Origin of the sequence: Exiguobacterium sp. s160, from assembly GCF_018617575.1 — a bacterium.
GTDB classification, from domain to species: Bacteria; Bacillota; Bacilli; order Exiguobacteriales; family Exiguobacteriaceae; genus Exiguobacterium; species Exiguobacterium aestuarii_A.
On record NZ_JACSKK010000004.1, the window covers coordinates 175,256 to 199,822 of the forward strand.

The 24,567-nt window shown below is 48.1% G+C and carries 29 protein-coding genes and 10 tRNA genes; 31 read left to right on the top strand and 8 right to left on the bottom strand.

Annotation, left to right across the window (positions count from 1 at the left end; all coding sequences use genetic code 11):
- Positions 1-131: 131 nt before the first annotated feature.
- Positions 132-764, top strand: a complete 633-nt coding sequence (locus KNO86_RS10485; protein WP_214695970.1) for a YitT family protein — start codon at positions 132-134, stop codon at positions 762-764.
- Between the two features lie 517 nt (positions 765-1,281).
- Here the strand turns inward: KNO86_RS10485 and KNO86_RS10490 are convergent.
- The 3 genes from KNO86_RS10490 to KNO86_RS10500 form a co-directional block, all read right to left on the bottom strand.
- The gene (locus tag KNO86_RS10490; protein WP_214695972.1) at positions 1,282-2,226 is read right to left on the bottom strand and encodes a DUF4003 family protein; all 945 of its coding nucleotides are present in this window, start codon (positions 2,224-2,226) and stop codon (positions 1,282-1,284) included.
- A gap of 87 nt (positions 2,227-2,313) precedes the next feature.
- Complete coding sequence (locus KNO86_RS10495) at positions 2,314-2,745, bottom strand: type III secretion system chaperone family protein (RefSeq protein WP_015880528.1); 432 nt, start codon at positions 2,743-2,745, stop codon at positions 2,314-2,316.
- Positions 2,746-2,812: 67 nt separating this feature from the next.
- Positions 2,813-3,079 (bottom strand): metal-sensitive transcriptional regulator, encoded by a 267-nt coding sequence (locus KNO86_RS10500; protein WP_214695974.1) that lies wholly within the window; start codon positions 3,077-3,079, stop codon positions 2,813-2,815.
- Positions 3,080-3,357: 278 nt separating this feature from the next.
- Here KNO86_RS10500 and KNO86_RS10505 point away from each other — a divergent pair, with 278 nt between their 5' ends.
- From KNO86_RS10505 to KNO86_RS10525, 5 genes are all read left to right on the top strand, one after another.
- Positions 3,358-3,663: a rhodanese-like domain-containing protein gene (locus tag KNO86_RS10505; protein WP_214695982.1), complete on the top strand. Its 306-nt coding sequence runs from the start codon at positions 3,358-3,360 to the stop codon at positions 3,661-3,663.
- On the top strand, positions 3,660-6,125 hold the full coding sequence (locus KNO86_RS10510; RefSeq protein WP_214695984.1) for a CoA-disulfide reductase: 2,466 nt from the start codon (positions 3,660-3,662) through the stop codon (positions 6,123-6,125). Before KNO86_RS10505 ends, KNO86_RS10510 begins: the two co-directional genes overlap by 4 nt.
- Positions 6,126-6,325: 200 nt before the next feature.
- Entirely contained in the window at positions 6,326-7,771 is a 1,446-nt protein-coding gene (locus KNO86_RS10515; protein ID WP_214695986.1) for an alanine/glycine:cation symporter family protein, read from the top strand.
- Between the two features lie 84 nt (positions 7,772-7,855).
- Entirely contained in the window at positions 7,856-8,311 is a 456-nt protein-coding gene (locus KNO86_RS10520; protein ID WP_214695988.1) for a hypothetical protein, read from the top strand.
- A 54-nt stretch (positions 8,312-8,365) separates the two neighbouring features.
- Positions 8,366-8,812: a hypothetical protein gene (locus KNO86_RS10525; RefSeq protein WP_214695990.1), complete on the top strand. Its 447-nt coding sequence runs from the start codon at positions 8,366-8,368 to the stop codon at positions 8,810-8,812.
- 38 nt (positions 8,813-8,850) lie between these two features.
- Here KNO86_RS10525 and KNO86_RS10530 read toward each other — a convergent pair whose 3' ends face one another.
- Positions 8,851-9,870, bottom strand: a complete 1,020-nt coding sequence (locus KNO86_RS10530; protein WP_214695992.1) for a metal ABC transporter solute-binding protein, Zn/Mn family — start codon at positions 9,868-9,870, stop codon at positions 8,851-8,853.
- Positions 9,871-10,043: 173 nt separating this feature from the next.
- Between KNO86_RS10530 and KNO86_RS10535 the strand changes: the two genes are divergently transcribed.
- The 3 genes from KNO86_RS10535 (at position 10,044) to KNO86_RS10545 (ending at position 12,129) form a co-directional block, all read left to right on the top strand.
- Positions 10,044-10,979 carry an alpha/beta hydrolase gene (locus KNO86_RS10535; RefSeq protein ID WP_214696000.1) on the top strand — a complete coding sequence of 312 codons (936 nt, stop codon included), beginning with the start codon at positions 10,044-10,046 and terminating at the stop codon, positions 10,977-10,979.
- A gap of 63 nt (positions 10,980-11,042) precedes the next feature.
- Positions 11,043-11,642 carry a histidine phosphatase family protein gene (locus KNO86_RS10540; RefSeq protein WP_214696002.1) on the top strand — a complete coding sequence of 200 codons (600 nt, stop codon included), beginning with the start codon at positions 11,043-11,045 and terminating at the stop codon, positions 11,640-11,642.
- A gap of 10 nt (positions 11,643-11,652) precedes the next feature.
- The gene (locus tag KNO86_RS10545) at positions 11,653-12,129 is read left to right on the top strand and encodes a DUF456 domain-containing protein (RefSeq protein ID WP_214696004.1); all 477 of its coding nucleotides are present in this window, start codon (positions 11,653-11,655) and stop codon (positions 12,127-12,129) included.
- Positions 12,130-12,204: 75 nt separating this feature from the next.
- Here the strand turns inward: KNO86_RS10545 and KNO86_RS10550 are convergent, their stop codons facing one another.
- Positions 12,205-12,678 carry a YwpF-like family protein gene (locus tag KNO86_RS10550; RefSeq protein ID WP_214696006.1) on the bottom strand — a complete coding sequence of 158 codons (474 nt, stop codon included), beginning with the start codon at positions 12,676-12,678 and terminating at the stop codon, positions 12,205-12,207.
- 113 nt (positions 12,679-12,791) lie between these two features.
- On the opposite strand from KNO86_RS10550, the gene KNO86_RS10555 reads away from it, so the two are divergent.
- Positions 12,792-13,094, top strand: a complete 303-nt coding sequence (locus KNO86_RS10555; RefSeq protein ID WP_214696008.1) for a 7TM diverse intracellular signaling domain-containing protein — start codon at positions 12,792-12,794, stop codon at positions 13,092-13,094.
- A 36-nt stretch (positions 13,095-13,130) separates the two neighbouring features.
- Here the strand turns inward: KNO86_RS10555 and KNO86_RS10560 are convergent, their stop codons facing one another.
- Positions 13,131-14,576: a nicotinate phosphoribosyltransferase gene (locus KNO86_RS10560; protein WP_214696010.1), complete on the bottom strand. Its 1,446-nt coding sequence runs from the start codon at positions 14,574-14,576 to the stop codon at positions 13,131-13,133.
- A gap of 22 nt (positions 14,577-14,598) precedes the next feature.
- On the bottom strand, positions 14,599-15,132 hold the full coding sequence (locus KNO86_RS10565; protein ID WP_214696012.1) for a cysteine hydrolase family protein: 534 nt from the start codon (positions 15,130-15,132) through the stop codon (positions 14,599-14,601).
- Positions 15,133-15,272: 140 nt separating this feature from the next.
- Here KNO86_RS10565 and KNO86_RS10570 point away from each other — a divergent pair, with 140 nt between their 5' ends.
- The 3 genes from KNO86_RS10570 to KNO86_RS10580 are packed head-to-tail and all read left to right on the top strand — an operon-like array spanning position 15,273 to position 16,374.
- Entirely contained in the window at positions 15,273-15,548 is a 276-nt protein-coding gene (locus tag KNO86_RS10570) for a 4a-hydroxytetrahydrobiopterin dehydratase (protein ID WP_214696014.1), read from the top strand.
- Positions 15,541-16,023 (top strand): hypothetical protein, encoded by a 483-nt coding sequence (locus KNO86_RS10575; protein ID WP_251126986.1) that lies wholly within the window; start codon positions 15,541-15,543, stop codon positions 16,021-16,023. Before KNO86_RS10570 ends, KNO86_RS10575 begins: the two co-directional genes overlap by 8 nt.
- A gap of 33 nt (positions 16,024-16,056) precedes the next feature.
- A complete protein-coding gene (locus KNO86_RS10580; RefSeq protein WP_214696016.1) occupies positions 16,057-16,374 on the top strand; it encodes a hypothetical protein in 318 nt (105 codons plus the stop codon).
- Positions 16,375-16,424: 50 nt separating this feature from the next.
- Here the strand turns inward: KNO86_RS10580 and KNO86_RS10585 are convergent, their stop codons facing one another.
- Positions 16,425-17,150, bottom strand: coding sequence for a rhomboid family intramembrane serine protease (locus KNO86_RS10585; RefSeq protein ID WP_214696017.1), 726 nt, complete (start codon positions 17,148-17,150; stop codon positions 16,425-16,427).
- 63 nt (positions 17,151-17,213) lie between these two features.
- Here KNO86_RS10585 and acpS point away from each other — a divergent pair, with 63 nt between their 5' ends.
- From acpS to KNO86_RS10675, 18 genes are all read left to right on the top strand, one after another.
- A complete protein-coding gene (acpS, locus tag KNO86_RS10590) occupies positions 17,214-17,582 on the top strand; it encodes a holo-ACP synthase (protein ID WP_214696019.1) in 369 nt (122 codons plus the stop codon).
- Positions 17,569-18,645 (top strand): alanine racemase, encoded by a 1,077-nt coding sequence (alr, locus tag KNO86_RS10595; RefSeq protein WP_214696021.1) that lies wholly within the window; start codon positions 17,569-17,571, stop codon positions 18,643-18,645. The genes acpS and alr overlap by 14 nt, the downstream gene beginning before the upstream one ends.
- Positions 18,646-18,774: 129 nt before the next feature.
- The gene (locus KNO86_RS10600) at positions 18,775-19,053 is read left to right on the top strand and encodes a hypothetical protein (RefSeq protein ID WP_026824473.1); all 279 of its coding nucleotides are present in this window, start codon (positions 18,775-18,777) and stop codon (positions 19,051-19,053) included.
- A 5-nt stretch (positions 19,054-19,058) separates the two neighbouring features.
- Positions 19,059-19,409, top strand: coding sequence for a type II toxin-antitoxin system PemK/MazF family toxin (locus KNO86_RS10605; RefSeq protein WP_026824472.1), 351 nt, complete (start codon positions 19,059-19,061; stop codon positions 19,407-19,409).
- Between the two features lie 141 nt (positions 19,410-19,550).
- Complete coding sequence (locus tag KNO86_RS10610) at positions 19,551-19,877, top strand: STAS domain-containing protein (RefSeq protein WP_214696023.1); 327 nt, start codon at positions 19,551-19,553, stop codon at positions 19,875-19,877.
- Entirely contained in the window at positions 19,874-20,353 is a 480-nt protein-coding gene (rsbW, locus tag KNO86_RS10615; RefSeq protein ID WP_214696024.1) for an anti-sigma B factor RsbW, read from the top strand. The genes KNO86_RS10610 and rsbW overlap by 4 nt, the downstream gene beginning before the upstream one ends.
- Positions 20,319-21,119 carry an RNA polymerase sigma factor SigB gene (gene sigB / locus KNO86_RS10620; RefSeq protein ID WP_015880560.1) on the top strand — a complete coding sequence of 267 codons (801 nt, stop codon included), beginning with the start codon at positions 20,319-20,321 and terminating at the stop codon, positions 21,117-21,119. Before rsbW ends, sigB begins: the two co-directional genes overlap by 35 nt.
- A gap of 69 nt (positions 21,120-21,188) precedes the next feature.
- A complete protein-coding gene (locus tag KNO86_RS10625) occupies positions 21,189-23,315 on the top strand; it encodes a Tex family protein (RefSeq protein WP_214696027.1) in 2,127 nt (708 codons plus the stop codon).
- A 215-nt stretch (positions 23,316-23,530) separates the two neighbouring features.
- Positions 23,531-23,605: transfer RNA gene (locus tag KNO86_RS10630), tRNA-Asn, on the top strand.
- Positions 23,606-23,614: 9 nt separating this feature from the next.
- Positions 23,615-23,706, top strand: a tRNA-Ser gene (locus KNO86_RS10635).
- Positions 23,707-23,735: 29 nt separating this feature from the next.
- Positions 23,736-23,810 (top strand) — tRNA-Glu (locus KNO86_RS10640).
- A gap of 5 nt (positions 23,811-23,815) precedes the next feature.
- Positions 23,816-23,891: transfer RNA gene (locus tag KNO86_RS10645), tRNA-Val, on the top strand.
- Positions 23,892-23,912: 21 nt separating this feature from the next.
- Positions 23,913-23,988, top strand: a tRNA-Asp gene (locus tag KNO86_RS10650).
- Positions 23,989-23,995: 7 nt separating this feature from the next.
- Positions 23,996-24,067: transfer RNA gene (locus KNO86_RS10655), tRNA-Gln, on the top strand.
- Positions 24,068-24,076: 9 nt separating this feature from the next.
- Positions 24,077-24,152 (top strand) — tRNA-Lys (locus tag KNO86_RS10660).
- Positions 24,153-24,169: 17 nt separating this feature from the next.
- A tRNA-Leu gene (locus KNO86_RS10665) sits at positions 24,170-24,257 on the top strand.
- Positions 24,258-24,260: 3 nt separating this feature from the next.
- Positions 24,261-24,337: transfer RNA gene (locus KNO86_RS10670), tRNA-Arg, on the top strand.
- Positions 24,338-24,348: 11 nt separating this feature from the next.
- Positions 24,349-24,425, top strand: a tRNA-Ile gene (locus KNO86_RS10675).
- The last annotated feature ends 142 nt before the right edge of the window (positions 24,426-24,567 follow it).

A 24,567-nucleotide genomic window follows, 5' to 3' on the forward strand; every position in this document is an offset into this window, starting at 1 on the left:
CGGACTTCTAGCGTTGAATGATCACCATGACGTGTATCAATCAACAAACGGAAGATCGGAGATGGAACAGATGGAACCGCAGCTACGACTGAGGATCCTCCTCTCCGTCAAGAACGGGGAGGACAATCGGAATGAAACGAGTTGCTACCATAGTGCTCGGAACGCTGATCATGGCGTTCGGTTATTATTATTTGAATGAACAGTTTGGTTTGGCGGAAGGTGGATTCGTCGGGTTATCGCTACTCGGTCGCTATCTATTTGATATCGACCCGGCGATCTCGATGATCGTGCTCGACATCCCATTTTTTATCATCGCATTATGGTGGAAAGGATGGCGTTTTGTCGGGCAGGCGGTGTTAGCCGCTTCGTCCTTATCGCTCAGTTATGCGATGTGGGACCGTCTCGACTTGCTCACGTTTGATATTCAAGTATGGCCAGCGACGTTATTCGCTGCGATCGCAAGTGGGATTGTGACCGGATATGGTCTCGGTCTCGTCTTGAAGTCAGGCGGAGCGACCGGTGGCGACGACTTATTCGCCCTCGGATTATCGAAATGGACAGGCGTGTCGGTCGGTACGATTTTAATTATCTTTGATGTGATCGTCCTTGGGATTTCACTCATTTATTTACCATTATCGAACGCATTGTATACGCTCGTCGCGGTGTCAATCGCCGGACGGGTCGTCACCAAGATGCTCGTCGTCGATGAGCCGAAAACGACACCTGTCGTACCAAATTGGACACCAAAAAACGATCTCGCGTGAGATCGTTTTTTTAAGTTCATTGAAGCGGCGATGGCAAACAAATCCTGCTTCGAAAGTTGATGTCCGCGGTAGTCGATTGCGTATTCGACGCCATCTCGTTGCCAGCTGAGAATGGTGAGTTCATCGGACTCATTGAGGTAGATAGGAGAACCTTGAACGGTTTGTGCATACGGTTCCCACTCTTCGACATGGTGCCATCCGAGTTCCGTAGTCGCCCATATGCTCATAGACTCCTCTACATTTTCGTAGACGAGTTCGACCCGCCCAAGGCTGACCAGATATGCATATTCGGTCTCAGCGACAAAAGGGATGTACGTAGGGGGATGAATCTCGAATGGGACAAAAGAAGTCGTTGCGTGAATCGGTAGAGGGACTTCGCTTCGACCGATCAAGAGTAGGATGAAACCCATCCCGATGACACATTTGAAGATAAACCGACTCTTTCGATCTTTTGGTAGTAAAGACATGGTCAGAACTCACCTCGCGGAACATTTTGTATGCTTTCATTTTGTCTTGTTTAATTTGAGGAAGAAGTACTGGCAATGACGGCGGCAGTTGTCGCAGCGGTCATTGCTTGTTGCATCGCTAGCAAATGGGCGAAGGTCCCGTGTAGCAATAGATCATTGGCTTCTCCCGTGATGTGGTCGGCAGCTACAAGTTGAAGGGCGACAAGCACGCTATGTGTGTTGAACCAGCGCTGCTTGTCCTTTTCGGCATCCACGATTTCCTGAATGGCGTGTACGGCATCCGCATCCGGTTCCGCGACAATGCTCAGTAAAGCGAGCGCCGGTAACTGCTCACGTCGAATGGATAGTTGTACGTCGTCTAACTGCGATTTCCATGCCAGCAGTCGAGAGACCGCCTCTTCTGGTGCAGACTCGCTGAATGTCAAAAGATGTGAGACGAGTTGCAGTTCGTTCGATTTCGGTAGCCGATCTTTCAATAACGTATAATGCTGCTCGATCCGTTCGTTCAAATCGATGACATCATCAAACGCTTGCACGAGCACGAGTGCCGATAATAAGTCTTCCTCGCTCGTCAACCAAGGATGATGTTGTTTGAACGTTTGATATAGGTCAGTCGCCTCATCGAGTCGTCGTTCAGGTTCCTCTACATTAATCAGTTGATTCGCTAAAAAAGGGCGTAATGAACTGAAACGGAAATGCTTTCGGTCGAGTAACGTATCGAGTCGAAGGGCCTCGTCGATTGCGGTCCCGATGTCTTCATATTTGGCATCGAGAAAAGAGAGCCAGACGAGGCTTTGACTGCCCCTAAACTTTGAAAACATCTTCGTTTTTTGTTTCAATGTATCGCGTGCGTTCGAAAATCGAGATGCCTCGAATGGGGTGTCATGAATCGCATAATGAATGGCCATCAAGCGCCGGAAGTCATCCGTCAACTCCCACTTGGTCGCTTCTTTAATCGCATCTAACGCCTCTACATATCGTTCATAACGTGTCATATCGAATCTCCTCCTTGGTCAACATTACGAGCTGGAGTAAAAGATGTTTCAAAAAAGCCGCCAGGAAATGTTCCGGACGGCTTTTCATTATTGTACTTGTGTGTACAGTTTTTGCATGTACTCGTTCACTTCGTCGGCCGCTTGGAACATCATGAATGAATGTTGCAAGATGATCTCTGGTGAGAAACCGAGATCGAGGTCGAGTGTTGATGCGAGTGTGACATCACGATCGCTGTCGAGTACGCAACGGAAGTACTTGAACTCCTGGTTGAACTCGTTCAAGGCATTTAGAATCGGTAAGTCTTCTACATAGTCTGGGACGTGCGTGACGGTCGCAGCGTATAACTCAGCGTCTGTCGTCTTTTTGTTAAAAGCGATAATCATAACGGGCTGAGCCCCGGATTTTGTTGTTTCACGCGTCAAAAACGTGACGTGCGTTTCAGTGTCGCTCTCTTTGAACGTCATGTTGCGTTCAGCGGCGAGCGCTCTAAATGATTCTACTTTTTCTTCGAAGTTCACAAGGAAATCCCCCTTAGTAAGTCGTTACTCTAACTTTCCCCCATTTGGACGGGGAAAGCAAGGGGAACTAGCGTTTCATCAACATTTTAATGGCTTCTTCGACCGTTTCTGACGTATCTTCGCCATCCGCTTGCGCCGTGATGATGCACTGTTCTAAGTTCTTGGCCACGATAATCGTCGAGGCGCGGTCGAGTGCGGAACGTGCTGCGCTCAGTTGTGTCACGACGTCACGACACTCTTTTCCTTCCTCCATCATGCGGATGATGGCGCGAATTTGCCCTTCTACCCGTTTCATACGATTCAATACTTTCGGGTCGTATTGATACTGTTCCATGTCCTTCACCTCTATAGTAAAAATTGTTCAGTTACCCAACTATTTCTTGTGTAGGCTCATCTTAATACATGGGGGAGTATGTGTCGAGCATCAACTACTTTATGAAGGGGTGATGAAAAATTCTACATTTCGTCAAACTTATTTCTTGCATTTGAATACCTGAGGGGGTATATTAATGACGTGGAAGCGAAATGTTCAATAAATCACAAACTTTATTGAGCGCCAGCTACCAAGCCGAATGGTATAGATAAAATCGAAAATAGAAAGGTAGATTAATGATGAAAGCATCTGCTTTAAAACGTCAAATGGACTTTGAAGTGCCAGTAAACATCGTCGACGTTCGTGAACGCGACGAGTTTCAAGAAGCGCATATCGAAGGTGCCAAAAACTATCCGTTATCAGAAATGACAACATGGATCGATACTCTCGACCCTGCTGAAGAATATGTCGTTCTTTGCCGCTCTGGTGCACGCAGCACGCAAGCGACTTGGCAAATGGAGGCAAAAGGCTATAAAGTGGTCAATATAGAAGATGGCTTGATGAGTTGGCCAGGAGAAGTCGTCAGAGGAGGAAATGGACAATGAGTAAAAAAATCGTAATCGTCGGTGGAGTAGCGGGTGGTGCATCTGCAGCAGCGCGTCTTCGTCGATTAAATGAAGAAAATCAAATCGTCATGTTTGACCGTGGGGAGTACATCTCATTCGCTAACTGTGGTCTTCCATATTACATCGGGGACGTCATTCAAGATCGTCAAAAATTGCTCGTCCAGACGGTTGAAGGGATGAACAAACGTTTCCAACTCGATATCCGTAACTTGACGGAAGTGGTTCAAATTAACCGTGACGAGAAAACAGTGACGGTGAAGCATGTTCAAACAGGCGAAACGTACGATGAGTCATACGATGTCCTCATCCTTTCACCGGGAGCGAAGCCGATTCGTCCGAACATCCCTGGAATCGACGAGGCGGAAGACATCTTCACGCTTCGCAACATTCCAGACACAGATAAAATCCGTGGCTATGTCGATGACAAAGCACCAAAACACGCGACTGTAATTGGTGGGGGCTTCATCGGGATTGAGATGGCAGAGAACTTACGTGAGCGTGGGGTTGATGTGACGCTCGTCGAGATGGCGGACCAAGTCATGACGCCACTCGACCGTGAGATGGTCGCGCCGATTCATGAACATTTACGTCTTCATGGTGTCGAGCTTCAATTGTCTGATGGCGTTTCTTCATTCTCTGAAAAAGGGAAGAAAGTTCATTTGTCGAGCGGTCGCGTCATCGATACAGACATGGTGATCATGTCGATTGGGGTCACACCGGAGTCAACGATTGCCCGTGAAGCGGGACTTGAAACAGGTACGCGCGGTGCGATTCGTGTGAACGAAAAAATGCTCACATCTGATCCATCGATTTACGCGATTGGAGATGCGGTCGAAGTGCTCGACTATGTCTTCCAAGAGCCAACTGTCGTCCCACTCGCATGGCCAGCGAACCGTCAAGGTCGTCTCGTTGCCGACATCATTAACGGTCGTGACGTGAAATATAACGGAACAATGGGAACAGGAATTGCGAAAGTGTTTGATATGACGGTCGCATCGACTGGTTGGAACGAGAAACGTTTGAAAGCAGCCGGTAAGACGTATGAAGCTGTTCACGTACACCCGGGTTCGCACGCCGGATACTATCCAGGATCGACACCGGTGTCACTCAAACTCTTATTCCACCCAACAACGGGTGAGATTTACGGTGCACAAGGTGTCGGGATCAACGGAGTCGACAAGCGAATCGACGTCATTGCGACAGCGATGAAAGGCGGTTTGACGGTCCTCGACCTGCCTGACCTCGAACTTAGTTACGCACCACCGTTCAGCTCGGCGAAAGATCCGGTCAACATGATTGGGTATGTCGCTTCTAACGTCGTACTCGGTGATAACGAAGTCGTGCATTGGGATGAAATCGATGAGCTCGTGAAGAACGGAGCGACGTTACTTGACGTCCGTGACGAATCAGAACATGAACTTGGGAAGATTCCAGGATCGATCAACGTTCCACTTAACTCATTACGTGAAAACTTAGACAACTATGACCGAAGCGAAACGATTTATGTGACGTGCCAAGTCGGTCTTCGTGGATATCTCGCATCACGCATCTTGCGTCAAAACGGCTTCAAGGTGAAAAACTTGAGCGGTGGCTATAAAACATGGTCACAAATCAATCGTGATTTCGAGGCGCTTGAAGAAGCGAACACATCAAATGAAACAGCGGCTACCGTTGTAGAAGAGGAGCCAACACAAATGACGAACGCACCAATCGGTGAAGCGGTCATCTTAGACACATGTGGTTTACAATGCCCGGGACCAATTTTAGAAGTAAATAAAAAAGTTGCAGAACTTGGAGAAGGCGAAACACTTCGTGTCCTCGCAAGTGACCCAGGGTTCTTCGCAGATATCGAAGCATGGGCGAAGAAGACAGGTAACAAACTTGTCTCGAAACAATTCGTCAACGGACGCGTCGAAGCCATCCTTCAAAAAGGACAAGGTCCGGTTGCGCCGCAAGCGGGCGCTCCAACAGGAGATGGCGCGTCAATGGTCGTCTTCAGCGGTGATCTCGACCGTGCGCTCGCATCTCTCATCATTGCGCAAGGTGCTGCAGCGATGGGGAAAGAAGTAACAATGTTCTTCACATTCTGGGGACTCAATGTCATCCGCAAACCGGACGCGCCGGAAGTGAAGAAACAAGGTCTTGAGAAAATGTTCGGCATGATGATGCCAGGACATGCCGGTGAACTTCCACTCTCGAACATGAACTTCGGTGGTGTCGGCCAAAAAATGATGAAGAAAGTCATGAGCGACAAGAACGTCCCTTCTGTCGAAGAGATGATCAAGTCAGCTCAAGAGGCAGGCGTGAAGATGGTAGCCTGCACGATGTCAATGGACGTCATGGGGATCAAAGAAGAAGAGTTGATTGATGGGGTCGACCTCGGTGGTGTTGCGGCGTATCTCGGTGCAGCAGAGGGCGGAAACTTAAACCTCTTTATCTAAATGAACTGTATAACGAATCGGGTTGCGATGGGCAATCCGATTCGTTTTTTGTTGGTGAGATACGATTTGAAGGAAGTTCATATATACGAGAAAACGAATTAATATTGCAATTTTCGTATAATTTACCTATAATTCTAGTCATGTTAAAAAAGTTAACATGACTTTTTCTGTTGAGATTTTTAGAATGATGGAGGATTAGTATGGAGAAATTTGTAGAGAACCTCGTTTCGCAGGCGAACGATTTGTTATGGTCACAAGTGCTCATCGTCGTACTTGTCGCATTAGGTCTTTATTTCACGGTCCGTATGGGCTTCGTTCAGTTCCGCATGATTCCTGAGATGTTCCGCCTTTTGTTTAAAGAAGGTACAGAACGTGAGAAAGGCCAAGTGTCTTCGTTCCAAGCGTTTGCAATCGGGACGGCAGCACGTGTCGGAACAGGAAACATTGCCGGTGTGGCGACAGCGATTGCGCTAGGTGGCCCAGGGGCAGTCTTTTGGATGTGGCTCATCGCTTTGATTGGAGCAGCATCTGCATTTGTCGAAAGTACATTGGCACAAGTGTATAAAATTCGTGACGGACGCACATGGCGCGGAGGTCCGGCTTACTACATGGAGCGTGCGCTCGGTCAACGTTGGCTCGGTGTCTTGTTCGCGATTTTAATCACGTTCTCGTTCGGGTTTGCGTTTAACTCTGTTCAGTCGAACACGATTTCACTTTCTGTGAGTAACCAATTCGGCATCAGCACGACAGTCGTCGGGGTTGTCCTCGCGATCATTACGGCAATTGTCGTATTCGGTGGTATTCAATCAATCGCGCTCTTGTCGAGCATCATTGTTCCAGTCATGGCGGGTGGCTACATTTTGCTCGCGATTTGGATCATGGTGACAAACGTATCCCTCTTACCAGACGTATTCAGCCTCATCTTCTCAGAAGGAGTTCTTGGAATCGAGCAACTCTTCGGTGGTGCAATCGGTGCGATGGTACTCCAAGGGATTCGTCGTGGTCTCTTCTCGAACGAAGCAGGGATGGGTTCTGCGCCGAACGCCGCTGCGACAGCGGAAGTATCACACCCTGTTAAGCAAGGTTTGATTCAATCGTTCAGCGTATTCGTGGATACATTGCTCGTTTGTACGTCGACAGCAATGATCATTTTGATTTCAGGTGTTGCCGGTTCAGAATCGTTCGCCGGTGTCGAATTGACGCAAGCGGCGTTGACAGCAGAGGTCGGTTCGGTCGCGACATCGTTCTTGACGATTGCGATCTTCTTGTTCGCATTCAGTTCGATTCTTGGAAACTATTACTACGGCGAGACGAACATTCAGTTCATCTCGGATAAAAAAATCTATGTCACGCTCTATCGCATCGGTGTCGTTGGAATGGTCTTGTTTGGTGCGGTCCGCTCTGCTGGCCTCGTCTGGTCGATTGCTGACGTGTTCATGGGTCTCATGGCCCTCGTCAACTTGTACGCGATCTTCCGCTTGGCGAAAGTGGCTCGAGCCGTTCTTGACGACTACTTGTCACAGCGTCGAGCAGGACAAGATCCGGTTTTCTATGTCGACTCGGTAGAAAACCTTCCAGGTCGTGAGTATGTAGAAGCTTGGGAAAGCGAAACAGAAGAACAAAAAACAGGAACAAGTCGTTCTTGATGAATGGAACCGTCTACGAATTCACGTAGGCGGTTTTTTTACGTATACAAGACGGGTAATGTCATAAAAAGGGGGCGTTCATGTATGGAGACGACGCATTATGTACGTGTTTCCCCAGAAGTTTGGGTGTCATTTAATCAAGATCCGGAGATGATTTTAGACTGGTTGATTCATATGCATGAGCAATACCGTGATCGGGACGATACGTTAACGCTCCCGAATGTCGAATCGTTTCAACGCGTGCTCAGTCAAATCGAGGTGTATATCGATGGGGCTGACACATACAATATGGAAATGGCGCTCGTCGGTGAGGAGTTAATTGTGAATGAAGCACAGGCAGTCGTGGTCGGGATCTTGACCCCACAGTTGCTTCACATCGTCAAAGACACGTTGCATGCGTTCGGACGGGATGATGTGAAAGATATGGCGCTCGTACCGAAAGATGAGTTTGAGACGATTTGGGAAGATTGGACAAAGTTGCAACAGTTCTGTGAGACGGCCGCATCCCAAGAAGAACTCGTCCTCATTTATTATGAGTAATGATGAATCCAACATGGTATAATGTAAAAAAATGGATAAAAGGGGGATTCAATCATGGACGTGTTCGGCACACTCATCTGGCTTGGTATTCTCATCAACCCGTTTCTCGCCCATCAAACGAAAAGTGTGTCGCTTTATCGCATCACTCTCATCTCATTTATCGTCTTAATGCTGACGTGGGGATACGCGGTGGCGGGTGGGACGGTACCAGCTCTATTTGACACAGCGTGGAATTTTCTATTGATTGCTTACGTTGGGCTTTTAGTGTTGAATAGTTGCCTCGTTAGCAAACGGTTCGTCCCGCAGATGACATGGTTTCGGTTTAGTCTATTCGGACTGATTGGAGTGGGTGTCAGTCAAGCGTGGTTCGGACTGAGCACGGACAACTGGGAGTGGTCATCCTTCATGCATGAAGATGTATGGATGATGAGTGTGATTGTGTCACTCCTGCTCCTTCTTTTCGTCACGATGAAAACGCTGGACCGCCGGATCGAAGTATAAAAAATCCCGAAACGAATCCGTTCGTTTCGGGATTTTGATTATTTCAAAGCTGTCTCGAGTGCCTTGACGTTTTCACGCATCAAGTCAAAATAGCTCTTATCCATCTGTTCTTTTGTGACAGATTCCAAGTTGTAAATCGTCACGCTTTCTGCGCCGATTTCTTGTTTCACGACCTCGGCCACTTTTGGTGTGACTGTATCTTCAAATGCGATATAGTTCAAGTCATGGAGACGCGCCTCTTCGATGATTCGTTTGAGAGCTTGTTGCGATGGTTCTTCAGAAGGTGTGAGTCCGGCGATTGGCAACTGATCGAAACCATATCGTTCAGCCAAATAGCCGTATGCCGCGTGTGTGACGAGCAACTCTGACTTCGAACCGTTCTCGACCGCTGCTGTTAACTCTGCATCGAGGGCGTTTGCCTCATCCTTAAATGCACTCAACCGTTCTGAGAACTCGTCTTTATAGTCGGGTGCTTCTTCACTGAAAGCTGCTTCGACAGCTTCTGCCATCGACACAGCGTTCGTTGGATCGAGCCAAACATGAGGATCATATTGTCCGTGGTCGTGCTCGTCTTCCGCATGCGCTTCTTCTTCGGTAGCGTGCTCATCCTCGGCATGACCTTCTTCTTCGTGAGCATGTTCGTCCTCAGAATGTTCATCCTCGCCTTGAACATGGACGGTATCTGCTGCATCAAGCAACGTCACGTCCTCTGCCGTTTTGACGAAAGCGACGTTTTGCCCTTCCAAGCTCTTCTCCATGGACTCGACGTAAGGTTCGAGGTCATGGCCGATTGTCAAAAAGAGGTCCGCTTCTGCAATTTGAGTCATCTGTTTAGAAGTCGGCTCATATGTGTGCGGGTCTGCTCCAGGTGGGATCACCATTTCCACGTTGACACGGTCACCACCGATTTCCTCTGCCATTGATTTTAAGGCAAAAGTCGAAGCGTAGACCGTTAGTTTCTGATCTGTCGATTCGGATGCGTTGTCTCCTTCGGTATTTCCACACGCGCCAAGTAAAAGCGTGCCGGCCGCGACAGCGCCTAGCCAAGTCTTCTTCATCTTCCATCGTCCACCTTTCAAATTATCTGAATATTAAATCGTAACTGTTACGTTTTATGACTGCGAGTAATATTATAGTGTGACCTTCGGAGCACGTCAAGTCCGACTTCTGATGGATAGATTTTTGAAAAAAGCGGGAATATGATTAAAAAAAGGAACGAGGAGTGGATTGTATGAGAAAGGAGACTGCCTGGTTTGTCGGGGGTGCGGCACTGGCCGCAGCGACGGCAGCCGGGGCTAGCGTGTGGAGTCAGTATGGGTCACTTGTCAGATGGCAAGAGCCCGAATTGCCGATTCGACCGACAACACGCCGGCGCCACACGTATACGTATAAGATTGTCAATGATCGTCCGCTCCAATTTGATTTGTATCTCCCACCAGGGGAGGGACCGTTCCCGGTAGCGGTCTATGCACATGGGGGGGCATTTGTGAGAGGGAGCCGCAGCATGGTCACGCTGTTCCATCCGTTACTCGATCACTTTTTGGGGAAAGGGATCGCCGTTGTCAGTATCGATTATCGCTTGTTTGAGGACGGGGTGTATTTCCCTGATAATATTATCGATGTCTCGGATGCGCTTAGCTATTTAAAACAGCATGAATCATTACTCACCCTCGATACGAGTCAGTTACTCGTGTGGGGCGACTCTGCTGGAGCTGCTTTAATGCTCGCGACTGCGCTCGATCGTCACAAACAATTTGTAGGTGAACTCGGGGATGATCTTCCGATAATCAAAGGAGTCATCGCCTTGTATCCGCCGACGAACTTTTTATTGTTCAAATTTATTCAAACATGGCTGGCTCATCTGAAGTTTTATGAAGGAAGCCGTGAAGAATGGCGTGAACTAATGGTGAAATGCTCACCAGTCTCCCATTTATATGCCGATGCCCCACCTGTTTTACTGTTACACGGAAAGAAAGACCCGATTGTGCCGTTCGGTCAAGCCCTTCATTTCGTCGAGCATGCGAGTGATGTCGGCGCGAACGTTCAGCTTATCTCGTTTCCGAATGGGACACATTCGCTGGCGAGTTTCCTACAATCAGACAACCCGATCAAAGAAGAACAGTTGATGGCACGGATCAATCGTTTCATTGACGAATGCCTTGTCTGAAGTTGCGATTTTTAGGGAAGATGGTACGATGGGGGATGATTGAAAGAGTAAGGAGTGGAAGCAGTGACAGAGTTATGTTTAGTGAGACACGGTCAGACCGATTGGAATCGTTTAGAAATTATTCAAGGACGTGAAGACAATCCGTTGAATGCACTCGGACGTCAACAGGCAGAAGAGAGTGCAGCTTTTTTGAGTCAAGAAACATGGGATCTCATCGTTTCTAGTCCATTAACGCGTGCGGTTCATACAGCACAGGCAATTGCGACAGCCTGCGGAATTGAGCATGATGCGATTCGATTGGACGAGCGATTTATTGAACGCGAGTTTGGAGCAGCGTCCGGACAACCTGTGAAAGGTATTTATGAAGCAGTGCAGGCCGATGACGAGCGTCGCGTTCCGGGTCTCGAATCAGAGGATGAGATGCGTGCTCGCGTCCTAGAAGGAATGGAACATTTGGTAGAGATGTATCCCGGAAAACGGATCATTGTCGTCTGCCATTCACATGCGATTAAAGCAGCGCTCTCAGCGATCGATGACACGTATACGTTCCGTCATGCGATGCGAAACGCCTGCTCGAACTATATCATCCATCAACATGGCCAGTTTGAGGTGAAGGCGATTAATGTTGCTGACCATATCACCGATCCGGCCATCATGAAATGAGGAAAATGTCATGACGACCTTACTATGGGTATTCATCATCGCATCATTTGTGGTCGCTTTTGCCGGACTCATTTACCCGGTCATCCCTAGCGTCTTGTTCTTGTTTATCGGGTACATGATTTACGGATTCGGCTTTTCATTTGAGCCGTTAACTTGGACATTCTGGGTATGGCAGTCTGTCTTCCTCATCTTCTTGTTTGTGGTGGACTACGTTGTGACCAGAGCTACAGTGGATAAACGTGGAGGGTCAGAACGAGCGAAATGGGGCGCGACCATCGGCTTGATTGCCGGACCGTTCATTTTCCCGCTCGTCGGGGTCCTCATCTTCCCATTTGTTTTCGCATTTTTGGCGGAGTTAACACTCGGAAAGACGACACGTGAAGCATGGAGTATCGGTGTGGGAACAGTTCTCGCGTTTCTCGGTAGCACGCTCTTAAAAGTGATTGGAATGACGATGATGGTCATCTTGTTCTTTATCTATGTGTGAGACGGAGCTCCTTTCTCCGTCTTTTTTGTTTGAAAGGGGAATGGTTTTGGGGAAAGAAAAAACAAGGCCATTCGATTACTCGAATGACCCGGTTTTGACCAATTGATTGAAGGCAGAGCGACTGAACGATTGTTGAATCTCCACTTTCTTCTCGAAGAAGGCGGGTTTCAAATTCGACGTGGCGACCCCTTCTTGAATGAGAGAGTCGAGCACTTGTTTCGTCGCATCTTGTTTTGGGTTTAACATGAGTCCTTCGGCGACGAACGTATGGTGATCGCTCAGGGCTCGTTCACTCGTGAAGGTCAAGGCGAGTGCGGCAGGCGCATTCGTCGGAGATGTAATGATGGCTTCAGCGAGGATGAGGATTCGTTTGTTTAAGTAATGGTGAAGCGTGACGGCCGATTCGGTCGGCACGAGCATCTCGAGCAACCATTCTGAATCATGTTCTTTCGAGATGATCAACCCGTCGAGCAAATCGATTGGTAAATTAAGTTCATTGCCGTACTCGTCTTGAACGAGACGGACTTGGACGAGGCGAAACGTTTTCATAGCATCGTTCCTTTCCGCGTTTTCTTTAGACCATCTTAACATAGTCTGACGAATAGAATGTGTTAAGATAACGGGGAAGAAACAGAAAAATAGAGAGTGAGGGAGGCATCAAGATGAGTTGGATTGTTGGCGTAATCGGGTATGTGACGATTCTCGCGATCGTCTACTATGGTGTCCTTTTCTTCAAAGTGAAACGGGAGCGGAGTCGGGCCGGCTATCGAATCTTTCTTTTGCTTGCCGGACTATTTTTAGTCAGTGGGAGCGATTATATCATTGCACTGTTCCAAGGGGACACCGAAGCGACGTTTTGGCAACGAACCGTCTATTTTGTCTTGATATTGCTCTCTTTGTCGATGGCGCTTTACTTTCGGAGAAAAGAAGATCAAAGCCAAGCAGGCGAGATGACGATGGTATAAGCAAACGGTTGTGGGAATGTACCCACAACCGTTTTTTTATTTCGGTACTCGCGTTTTGCGAATCATATCGAGTTTTAAGTCCCAAAGTGGTTTACTGAACGTCACCGAGTACACTTCCGGCAAACGGAGGCGCTTATACTCTTCCCAGAGTCCGTTCATCTGTTCATGATGATAAGCGCGAATCTCGGTCGTGCTCGGAAGGTCGTATACACGTTTCCCATTGAGGAAAATCGGTTGCAACAACCGTTTGACGTTAAAGTTGCGCGTCTTGATTTTGAAGGCAGGGTCGCGGACGTCAATCAAGTCGATTTCGCTATACGATTCGACAGGTTCGTCGGCAAGGGCGATATAGTCCCCTTTGAACTTTTTCGTCTCCTTGTCGATAATACGGTACAACTCTTTTTTATGAGGGGTCGTCGTCTTCACTTTAGAAGAAGACACTTTGATGACCGGTTTTAATTCTCCGGATTCATCCTCACGAGCGACCAATTTATAGACCATGCCAAGTGCAGGTTGTTCATAAGCGGTGATTCCACGCGTCCCGACGAGGAACGTATCGGCTTCTGCACCTTGCATGCGTAAGTCTTGAATGACGTATTCATCTAAATCACCAGATACGACGATTTTGACATAGTCGAGACCGGCTTCGTTCAACGCTTTCCGAGCGCGTTTTGACAGATAAGCGAGGTCACCCGAATCGAGTCGTACAGACTTGAGGCGGTGTCCTTTCGCCTCGAGTTCTTTTGCGACCGTGATCGCGTTCGGAAGACCGGATTTGAGTGTGTCATACGTATCAATCAGGAGACTTGTGTTGTCTGGATACATCTCTGCAAACGAACGGAATGCACTCAACTCATCATCATGGAACTGAATGTCCGCATGTTCCATCGTCCCTCCTGTCGGCACGTCGAAATCACGTCCGGCAGAAACGAGACTCGTCACGTCAAAGCCGGCGATATAAGCGGCGCGGGTCCCGTAATAGGCGGCATCGACGCCTTGTGCGCGACGTGCTCCACCTTCGAGCAGTGTCTCGTTCGGAGCGGCCTGACGAATTCGGGCATACTTCGTCGCGATGAGTGATTCGTGGTTCGCGATATTGAGTAGCGCTGTTTGGAATAGTTTTGCTTCAAAGATGGTCGATTCGATTCGGACGACTTGCTCGTGTGGGAAGATGACCTCTCCTTCACGGACACTATATAGTGAACCAGTGAACTTAAAGTTTCGTAATACATCTTCGAATTCGTCTTCGAAGCCGAGCTGCGCTTTTAAATAAGCGATGTCTTCTTCTGTGAACGAGACGTTCTCCAAGTAGTGGACAATGTTTTCGAGTCCGGCGAAGACGACATAGCCACCGCTGAACGGATTCGAGCGGTAATACAGGTCAAAGACGACCTTTTCGTTATGGCGACCTTGCTTCCAGTAGATATACATCCAGCGTGGGAGATAGAGGTCTGTGTGAAGTGCTAAATTGCGATGTAACATATGTTTTCCTTTCTGTTTTACGTCACTTTCCGACGACGGTCGCACCGAGAGTCGTGACGAAATGTTCGAGCGCCCATTCATGACCGACCGGGTTGAAGCTTTGGACGGCATCGGCGTGGACGACGATTTGATAACCGAGGTTGTAGGCATCTACGGCTGTATGGAGCACACAAATGTCTGTGCAGACACCGACAAGATGAACTTCTGTAATCCCACGTTCCCGAAGACGAAGGTCAAGGTCTGTTCCGGCAAACGCACTGTACCGTGTCTTGTCGATCCAATGGTCAGCTGTTTTGGATGCTTCTTTCACCGAACCATACAATTCACGACCTTCCGTCCCACGAATATTGTGAGGCGGGAACAACGTCGTTTCAGGATGGAACGTGTCGCCTGCATCATGGACATCGTTCGCGATGACGACATAATCCTCGGTTGAGAACGTTTTGATTAACTCGACAATTCGTTCTTCAATCTCTTGCCCGGGTTTCCCACAAGTCAAACGACCACTGTCTGCGATAAAATCAAATGTATAATCTATAACAATCAATGCGCGCATGGGAGATGCTCCTCTCTCGTAATCAAAATGATGGCTATCCATCTCATTCTAAATCATTATACATCATGCGCGGAAGATTATTTTTCTCCGGTTTGGGTAGATTAAGACAGTAGACTGTATAGGGAAAGGGGATTGTGACGATGGTATTATCACAAAGTGAATTGACAGATGAACTGTCACGTTTAAACGGTTGGGAAGAAGTGAACGGGGAGATTCAGAAGACATATCGGCTTGAGACGTTCCCGGAAGCCATCCAGTTCGTCCATCTCGTCGCGGATTTGGCTGAATCGCTCGACCATCATCCGAGTATCTTGATTGAGTATCGGAACGTGACATTGACCGTATCGACCCATGACGAAGGGGGCATCACGGAGAAAGACATCACGCTCGCGAAAGGGTGTGAGGAGCTTGTCTAAACTGTATATGACCTTCGCGTCAGGTAGTGTGGCTGAGCGTCTCCGGAAAGAGCCGGGTGTCATTGCGGCAAATGGACATGAAACGATCCTGCTCGCAGAAGGAGAGAAATCTCCGTTCAAAAGTGGAAAAGTGTTTGAGATTGAAGAGGCATCTGGCGAATTCGTCAAAAAAGGAAACATCTTATATGCGAACGTGCCGACGGATGAAAATGCCCGTTCGCTCCTGTTTCATCAGTTGTTGACGGAAAAGGCACCGCTCGGGGTCGGTCATGATGGGTTTTCGGCGTACCGTCTAGGTGTCGACCCGGACGACAATCATGCGGTCGTATTCATTCAATTTACATCTGGAGGGAAACACTTCCGAGATACAGCGGACTACGCGGTGCTTGAAGATCGTCTGAAACGGGCGATCGAACAGCGCGGTGCAGGTCCTGTCATAAAACACTATGTCGTCACCGAGTCAGATAATCTATAATAAAAGATAACGTCATGTTAGGGGAGGATTTTTATGAACAAGAATTATTTCTGGTTGGGGATGGCTGCGGGCGCAGTAATCGGCGCAGCGGCATCACTTCTCCATAGCGAAACACGCGATCAACAAGTGAGACAATTGAAAGGCATGAAGTCGAAGTTGAAGTCATCGAACACATCGACAGAAGCACACGCGGTCGGTCTTCAAGCGTCATCGAAAGGCAACTTGAAAGACCGAGTCATGGAATGGAAATCGCTCTACGAAGAAAACCAAGATACAATTCAAAACCTCGTCGAAGACGTGAAAGACTTAGTCGATGCGCTTCAAGAGGCTCGTCATAAAAATCAAATCTAATCAAACGACCAAGCGAATCCGCTTGGTCGTTTTTTGTTTCCTTACTTAACTTATAAGAACTGCGCCAATAAGCCAAAGATTGCCAGTCCAATAATAATGTAGAAGAACCATTTTCCGTCCCCGGAATGAATAATTGGGGGCGCGTACGAACGTTGCTTATACTTCCCGTAGCGCATCGGGCGTGTATACGGGACGGCATACCGTGAGAGTGGAATGGCAAGTAAAAATCCTGCCAAGAAGCCATACACGTGGCCCCAAAGCGAAACGTTCGAACCGATGAGTGTAAAGACGGCACTGATGGCGACGAAGATATAGACCAAGCGGGCATCTTGGCTAAGCATCAACGTGCGGCGGAAGCGACCAATGAACACATAGAATCCGAGAATGGCCAAGATGGCACCTGACGCACCAGCTTGTAGATAAAACAAGTTACTGACGGTGAAGTAGGTGAACAAGTTGGCAAGTGCCCCGGCGAATACATAAAATAGAGCAAACTTCACATGCCCGATCATACGTTCCATCGCTGGTCCGAAGATGATCAGCGCAAACGAATTAAATAGTAAGTGGCCGAGACTCAAATGAATAAAGTTGGCCGTCACTAAGCGGTACCATTGTCCGTCGGCGAGTGCCAAATGAAACGACCCGCCTGTTGACACAATTCGTAAACCAGGAGCGAAAGAATCGATGACAAACACAAGGAGTTGGATTACAATGAACAGCGTTACGAGTGGATATGCCCGTACAAACGTTTGTACATTTTCCGTACGACTAAACATAACATCACCTCTTTCTCCAATTGTATAGGGAAACAGGGAAAAAAGGAAAGGAGCGAGTGTCCAGTGATTGTAGGAATCGGAGTCGATATCGTCGAGCTTGATCGGATGGCTCGCTCGATGAAACAACCGCGTTTTTTAAAACGCCTGCTCACCGATGCAGAGTATGAGCTTGTTCAACAATACCCACTCCCGCGTCAAATCGAGTTTGTTTCGGGTCGGTTTGCCGCAAAAGAAGCTTATGCCAAGGCAATCGGCACCGGAATCGCGCACGGTCTATCGTGGCGCCACATTGAAATTTTACCGGATGAGACAGGTCGACCTGTCATGACTGCGCCGTTTTCGGGACGAATTCATGTCAGCATCAGTCATAGCAGTGCATATGCCGTCGCGCAAGTCATCTTAGAAGAGGAGGGGCAACATGTTTCGTCCTAGTCGAATCGAGATTGATCGGGCGGCCATCGCCCATAACATACAAGAGTTAACACAACGTATCCCGCAAGACATCATGGCGGTTGTCAAAGCGAATGCCTACGGTCATGGGGCTGTTGAAGTAGCGAATATCGCCCTTCAGAACGGGGCGACAATGCTTGGGGTCGCTTTATTAGAAGAAGCAATCGAACTTCGGGATGCAGGGATCGAGGCGCCGATTTTAGTCATGGAGGCGCAATTTCCCCAATATGCAGGGATTGCAGCAGAACGAGACGTCACGTTGTCCGTTTTTTCTGCCGAATGGTTACAAGAAGCTGCTGATTATATAGAAGAAAAGTCGTTGACGGTCCATATTAAAGTCGACACAGGGATGGGACGTCTCGGTCTTCGTACGCGAGAGCAGCTTGATGCGCTGCTTGAAGAAGCGAACGATTTATTTGTCATTGAAGGCATCTACACCCACTTTGCGACAGCGGATGAACTTGATAGCGACTTGTACTACACACAACAAGAACGTTTCGAACGCTTGATGGATGGGCTACATGAGCGGTTCCGCTATATTCATACATCCAATTCAGCAGGGGCCATCCGAATGGCAGGACAAGACGTTCCTTATAATCTGGTCCGTGTCGGGATCGCACTCTATGGTTTATATCCGTCACATGAGATGGAAACATTCTATTCGTTCCTCCGCCCGGCCTTTACGTTGAAGAGCCAGCTGATGCAGGTGAAGCGTCTCGAGGCAGGTCAAACGATCAGTTACGGAGCGACCTATACGACATCGACCGATGAATGGATTGGTACCGTCCCAGTCGGATATGCGGACGGCTGGTTACGGAAGGCGAGCGGATTTGAAGTTGAAGTAAATGGTGTTCGTTGTCCGATTGTGGGGCGTGTCTGCATGGATCGCTTCATGATCCGACTTCCAAAAGAGTTTCCGGTCGGTATGGATGTGACACTTGTTGGTGGAAACGTCGCCATTGATGAACTTGCGTCATATCTAGGGACGATTAACTATGAGATCGTTTGCCAGTTCACGAGTCGATTACCGCGTCACTATGTGTGAATCACAAATCGTGTGAAATTATCTGAATTCTTTCTCGATTTCTCTATATTTTCCCATTCCCGCGTGTTATATTGATAAAGAACGCGGGAGATTTTCCGCCAGTCCATGAAACGATTCTGGAGGTGTAAGATGTTGAAGCAGCGAACTGCGGGTGCGCTAGCGTCCGTCCCAGATCGGTTCTCGCAACAAGGGGGTCCGATTTCGATGAAAGACCGTGAAACACTGTCCTTGAACGATGTAGTGACATACTTGTCTAAAGAAATTGCTGATCGACAACAAACACTGCGTGAAGAATTGGCGAAAGGCTATCAAGAGATGGCCGCGTTTAACTTGAATATGGCAGAAGAGATGCTAACGATTGAAGCCGAAGCCGAACACGCTCTCTTACGTCAAGTAAGTGGGGTGTGAGCAGAGTGATCGTAAAGCGTGGTGACGTATTTTATGCGAATCTGTCGCCCGTAGTCGGCTCAGAGCAAGGTGGCGTTCGACCCGTTCTCATCGTACAGAACGACATCGGCAATCGCTTTAGCCCGACCGTCATTGTCGCTGCGATTACAGCTCAGATTCAGAAAGCAAAACTGCCGACTCATGTGGAAGTATATCAAGAGAAGCATGGACTCGAGAGAGACTCTGTGATTTTACTTGAGCAGATTCGAACGATTGATAAGCGTCGTCTGACGGATAAAGTCACTCATCTCGATGATGAGACGATGCATAAAGTTGACCGAGCGCTAGAGATTAGTATGGGATTGATCCCTCTCTAGCCTTACATAGATCAAGACTGGTACATAGGTATCGGTCTTTTTTTAAACATTTTTAAAAAAATGGTTTAAGATTTCGAAAGTGGGGAATTAAAGTAAATCGTACTCAATTTATCTGTACGGACATTTAGGAGGGAATAGACGATGGATTTATCGATTCGTGAGCAAGTCATTGGAGAACAATTACACCTTTACGTATCCGGAGAAGTGGATACATATACTGCACCAAAATTGAAAGAAGTATTGCATCCGGCCATCAGTGAGCAAGATGTGGTCGTTCATTTAGACGAAGTGGAGTATATGGACTCGACAGGTCTCGGTGTGTTCGTCGGGGCGTTGAAAATCGCCACGCGTAACGAAAAAGAGTTGTCACTTGTCGGGGTTACGGAGCGAGTCAATCGTCTATTCGAATTGACGGGTCTTCACAAACTTCTTTCTATTAATTCGAACGTAAGAGGTGGCACGCAATGAACAATGTTGAACAGACGGTCATGACGTTCCCGGCCAAACCCGAATATGTCGGTGTGGTTCGATTAGTCGTTTCAGGAATCGCTAACCGTATGGGATATACGTACGACGAGATCGAGGATATTAAAATCGCGGTCTCGGAAGCATGCGGCAACGCAGTTCAGCATGCGTATGAAGATCATCAAGATGGAGAGGTCAAACTTGCTTGTGGCGTATATGCAGATCGTCTTGAAATCACGATTGAAGATTCAGGCAAGACGTTCGCAGATGATGTGAAACGTCAAGCGGCTCCGGTCGAAGAGACGACGGAAATTGAATCGCTCCACGAAGGAGGACTTGGTCTCTTCCTTATCGAAGCGTTAATGGACGATGTCTCGATCAATAAAGACAACGGTGTCAAAGTGACGATGACAAAACTCCTTAACAGGGACGAGGTGGATCAGAGTGCCAGCAAAATCTCAACAACGCCATCACAGTGATGACGAGGTACTAGAGTGGATTGAACGCTACCAACAAGACGATCAAAACGAAGAAGTGCAAATGCTACTCATCAATCGCTATTCGGACCTCGTTGAAGCACTCGCCCGTAAGTTTTCGCGTGGACGAGCGATTCACGATGATCTCGTGCAAGTTGGGATGATTGGATTATTGGCGGCACTCCGTCGATTTGATCCAGAATTCGGACGTAGCTTCGAATCGTTTGCCGTCCCGACCATCATCGGTGAAATCAAGCGATTCATCCGCGATAAAACATGGAGTGTCCATGTTCCGCGTCGGATCAAAGAGCTCGGACCGAAAATTAAGAAGACGGTTGAAGAGTTGACGACTGAATTGCAACGCTCACCACGAATCGATGAGATTGCCGATCATCTTGGCGTATCAGACGAAGAAATTCTCGAAACGCTTGAGATGGGCAAGAGTTATCAAGCGCTGTCGGTCGATAGTTCGATCGAAGCGGATAACGAAGGCAGTACGGTCACGTTACTCGACTTGGTCGGTAGCCAAGAGCGTGGATATGAATCGGTCGACCAACGTCTCATTCTAGAGAAAGCGTTCAACGTCTTAAATGAACGGGAACGCGCCATCTTAGAATGCGCCTACTATAAGAATATGAGTCAAAAAGAGACTGGAGAACTTCTTGGGATCTCGCAGATGCATGTCTCCCGTTTGCAACGGCGGGCACTCGAAAAGCTACGTGAAGCCATCAAAGTCCCACTCAATGAAGTATTCTCAAGCGATGACTAATCGAGTCATCGCTTTTTTGTTTGAATGTTTGCTACACTTTGGAAGAGATCATAAAAGGAAGTGATTCAAGTGATTACGAAAGTGGCTAAGGCGTTAAACTTGAAAGTGAACCAAGTAGAGACGGTTCAACAGCTCGCATCTGAAGGGGCGACGATTCCGTTTATGGCCCGTTATCGGAAGGAAATGACGGGGAACCTGGATGAAGTCGAAATCAAAGCAATCTTGGACGCCCTTCAATATGAAGAAAGTCTTCAAAAGCGAAAAACGGATGTTTTGGCTAAGTTAGAAGAGCTGGAAAAGAACACACCTGAACTAACGAAGGCGTTAGAGGCAGCGACAACCCTTCAGCAAGTGGAAGATATCTACTTACCCTATCGTCCGAAACGGCGGACGAAAGCGGAACAGGGACGTGAGAAAGGATTGCAGCCGCTTGCGGACTGGTTCCGAGACAAGTCGCCTTACTCGACAGGTGTGGTTGAAGAGCTCTCGAAGGATGTAGCGCTAGAAGAATCCCTTCCGCTCGTACATGCCATCATCGGGGAAGAATGGGGCGAGGAAGCGAAACTACGCCAGATGCTTCGCGACCGTGTACGCAAAGAAGGATTGTTGCGTTCGAAGAAGAAAAAACAAGCGGAAGATGAAAAAGAGATCTTTGCGCAGTACTATGAATATGAAGAAAAAATTGCTGGGATTGTCCCACACCGTGTACTCGCCTTGAACCGCGGGGAGCGTACCGATGTCCTTCAAGTGAAAGTCATTTTTGACGAGACACGCTTCATGGATCAAGTCCTTCGTGCATATGAGCGACTTCCGAAAGAGAAGCGTGAAGTTGTCGAAGCGGCCGTGACGGAGGCTTATAAAAAATCTGTCTTCCCAGCCATTGAACGAGAGATTCGTAGCGAGTTAACCGATAAGGCAGAGGAGCAGGCGATCGATGTATTCTCGAAAAACTTAAAGCAACTCTACATGCAACCGCCTCTTCGCGAGGTCGTCGTCTTGGGGATCGACCCGGCATATCGGACAGGATGCAAATGGGCGGTCGTCAATGAAATCGGAAAAGTCGAAGAGGTTGGTGTCTTCTATCCGACGGCTCCGAAGTACGATATCGATGGAGCGGAGAAAGTGTTAACGAGACTCGCGAAAAAATACCCGATTTCCGTTATTGTCGTCGGAAACGGTACGGCATCAAGGGAGACCGAACAATTCGTTGCGGATTGGTTAAAGAAAGCAGAGCGTGAGATTGCTTACGCAATTGTGAACGAAGCGGGAGCGAGTGTCTATTCTGCATCGGAAGTCGCACGTAGTGAATTTCCGGACTTAAAAGTAGAGGAACGGTCAGCCGTCTCGATCGCACGCCGAATCCAGGATGCGATGGCGGAACTCGTCAAAGTTGACCCACAGTCGGTCGGTGTCGGGCAATATCAGCATGATGTGAGTCAGAATAAACTGAAGACATCTTTAGAATTTGTCGTGGAGAGCGTGGTTAACATGGTCGGAATCGATGTGAACCGTGCCTCAGAGTCTTTATTGACTTACGTATCGGGACTGAACAAAACGACTGCAAAAAATATTGTGGCATATCGAGAAGAGAACGGGCGCTTTGAAACAAGGAAAGAAATTAAGAAGGTGCCAAGACTCGGAGCGAAGGCGTTCGAACAGGCAGCTGGATTCTTGCGAATCATGAATGGGAAGGACGTTCTCGACCAGACAGAGATTCACCCAGAGAGTTATTCCCTCGCATTATCAATCTTAAAAAAAATCGGATCCTCGAAAGCTGAGGTTGGAACAGCTGCATTGCGTGAACGGTTACAACAAGTTGATGCGAATGTATTGAGTGAGCGATTAGATGCGGGACTTCCAACCGTCGAGGATATCTTGAAGTCGTTAGCGAAACCAGGACGTGACCCACGAGAGGACATTCAAAAGCCGTTACTGCGTACGGACGTCATGAGTCTTGAAGACCTTCAAGTCGGAATGGAATTCCAAGGGACCGTTCGAAACGTCATTGATTTTGGTGCGTTCGTGGATATTGGTGTAAAACAGGACGGGCTCGTCCATATTTCGAAATTATCGAATCGCTACGTGAAGCATCCGTTAGATGTCGTGGCGGTCGGTGATATCGTTACGGTATGGATTGAACAGGTCGATGTCAACCGGGGACGAATTAGTTTGACGATGCTTGAACCGAACAGTTAAACAATTAATAAGAAGAAACTCGAATCAGGTAAAATGTTTTTCATTTTACCTGATTTTTTTTAGAAAAAGTGTTGACGGTCTTTTTGTACCGTGATATCTTATAGAAGTCGCCGAGAGACGGCATGCGAAATAAAAGTTTTTCTAAGAAAGTGATTGACAGGTTTCTGGTTTGCGGTTACAATATAAATCGTTACTTCGATAATTTCAAGCAACGTTCCGCAATAGCTCAGTGGTAGAGCAACCGGCTGTTAACCGGTAGGTCGTAGGTTCAAATCCTACTTGCGGAGCCATTTTATTTTGGAGACGTACCCAAGAGGCTATAAGGGGCTCCCCTGCTAAGGGAGTAGGCTGGGAAACCGGTGCGAGGGTTCGAATCCCTCCGTCTCCGCCACTTAAAATTACTTAGAAGACACATACACTGGCCCGTTGGTCAAGCGGTTAAGACACCGCCCTTTCACGGCGGTAACACGGGTTCGAATCCCGTACGGGTCACCATATATGGAGGATTAGCTCAGCTGGGAGAGCACCTGCCTTACAAGCAGGGGGTCGGCGGTTCGATCCCGTCATCCTCCACCATTTCAAATAAAAACGTAATCTGGTCTTGTGGTGTAGGGGTTAACATGCCTGCCTGTCACGCAGGAGATCGCGGGTTCGAATCCCGTCAAGACCGCCATTTACGTTGGGCTGTAGCCAAGTGGTAAGGCATCGGATTTTGATTCCGACATGCGAAGGTTCGATCCCTTCCAGCCCAGCTTTTATTTGAGTCATTAGCTCAGTTGGTAGAGCATCTGACTTTTAATCAGAGGGTCGCAGGTTCGAGCCCTGCATGACTCACCATTTTAATTTCATACGCTGCGGTCGTGGCGGAATCGGTAGACGCGCTAGGTTGAGGGCCTAGTGGTGGTTAACACCGTGGAGGTTCAAGTCCTCTCGACCGCACCATATGCACCCTTAGCTCAGCTGGATAGAGCGTTAGACTACGAATCTAAAGGCCGGGAGTTCGAATCTCTCAGGGTGCACCATTCTTTTTTATGGGCCTATAGCTCAGCCGGTTAGAGCGCACGCCTGATAAGCGTGAGGTCGGTGGTTCGAGTCCACTTAGGCCCACCATTTAAACTGACGAACTTTGAAAACTGAACGATGAGGCAAAAAAAGTTTTACAATTTTTGAATGAAGCGCAAGCTTCGTCAATTTAAGAGCTATATCAAATTCTTTGGAGAGTTTGATCCTGGCTCAGGACGAACGCTGGCGG

Bases quoted from the DNA above. Each gene is read 5' to 3' on its own strand.
- KNO86_RS10485 (WP_214695970.1), top strand. From the start codon at position 132: ATGAAACGAGTTGCTACCATAGTGCTCGGAACGCTGATCATGGCGTTC.
- KNO86_RS10490 (WP_214695972.1), bottom strand. From the start codon at position 2,226: ATGACACGTTATGAACGATATGTAGAGGCGTTAGATGCGATTAAAGAA.
- KNO86_RS10500 (WP_214695974.1), bottom strand. From the start codon at position 3,079: ATGGAACAGTATCAATACGACCCGAAAGTATTGAATCGTATGAAACGG.
- KNO86_RS10505 (WP_214695982.1), top strand. From the start codon at position 3,358: ATGAAAGCATCTGCTTTAAAACGTCAAATGGACTTTGAAGTGCCAGTA.
- KNO86_RS10510 (WP_214695984.1), top strand. From the start codon at position 3,660: ATGAGTAAAAAAATCGTAATCGTCGGTGGAGTAGCGGGTGGTGCATCT.
- KNO86_RS10515 (WP_214695986.1), top strand. From the start codon at position 6,326: ATGGAGAAATTTGTAGAGAACCTCGTTTCGCAGGCGAACGATTTGTTA.
- KNO86_RS10520 (WP_214695988.1), top strand. From the start codon at position 7,856: ATGGAGACGACGCATTATGTACGTGTTTCCCCAGAAGTTTGGGTGTCA.
- KNO86_RS10525 (WP_214695990.1), top strand. From the start codon at position 8,366: ATGGACGTGTTCGGCACACTCATCTGGCTTGGTATTCTCATCAACCCG.
- KNO86_RS10530 (WP_214695992.1), bottom strand. From the start codon at position 9,870: ATGAAGAAGACTTGGCTAGGCGCTGTCGCGGCCGGCACGCTTTTACTT.
- KNO86_RS10535 (WP_214696000.1), top strand. From the start codon at position 10,044: ATGAGAAAGGAGACTGCCTGGTTTGTCGGGGGTGCGGCACTGGCCGCA.
- KNO86_RS10545 (WP_214696004.1), top strand. From the start codon at position 11,653: ATGACGACCTTACTATGGGTATTCATCATCGCATCATTTGTGGTCGCT.
- KNO86_RS10550 (WP_214696006.1), bottom strand. From the start codon at position 12,678: ATGAAAACGTTTCGCCTCGTCCAAGTCCGTCTCGTTCAAGACGAGTAC.
- KNO86_RS10555 (WP_214696008.1), top strand. From the start codon at position 12,792: ATGAGTTGGATTGTTGGCGTAATCGGGTATGTGACGATTCTCGCGATC.
- KNO86_RS10560 (WP_214696010.1), bottom strand. From the start codon at position 14,576: ATGTTACATCGCAATTTAGCACTTCACACAGACCTCTATCTCCCACGC.
- KNO86_RS10565 (WP_214696012.1), bottom strand. From the start codon at position 15,132: ATGCGCGCATTGATTGTTATAGATTATACATTTGATTTTATCGCAGAC.
- KNO86_RS10570 (WP_214696014.1), top strand. From the start codon at position 15,273: ATGGTATTATCACAAAGTGAATTGACAGATGAACTGTCACGTTTAAAC.
- KNO86_RS10580 (WP_214696016.1), top strand. From the start codon at position 16,057: ATGAACAAGAATTATTTCTGGTTGGGGATGGCTGCGGGCGCAGTAATC.
- KNO86_RS10585 (WP_214696017.1), bottom strand. From the start codon at position 17,150: ATGTTTAGTCGTACGGAAAATGTACAAACGTTTGTACGGGCATATCCA.
- alr (WP_214696021.1), top strand. From the start codon at position 17,569: ATGTTTCGTCCTAGTCGAATCGAGATTGATCGGGCGGCCATCGCCCAT.
- KNO86_RS10600 (WP_026824473.1), top strand. From the start codon at position 18,775: ATGTTGAAGCAGCGAACTGCGGGTGCGCTAGCGTCCGTCCCAGATCGG.
- KNO86_RS10610 (WP_214696023.1), top strand. From the start codon at position 19,551: ATGGATTTATCGATTCGTGAGCAAGTCATTGGAGAACAATTACACCTT.
- rsbW (WP_214696024.1), top strand. From the start codon at position 19,874: ATGAACAATGTTGAACAGACGGTCATGACGTTCCCGGCCAAACCCGAA.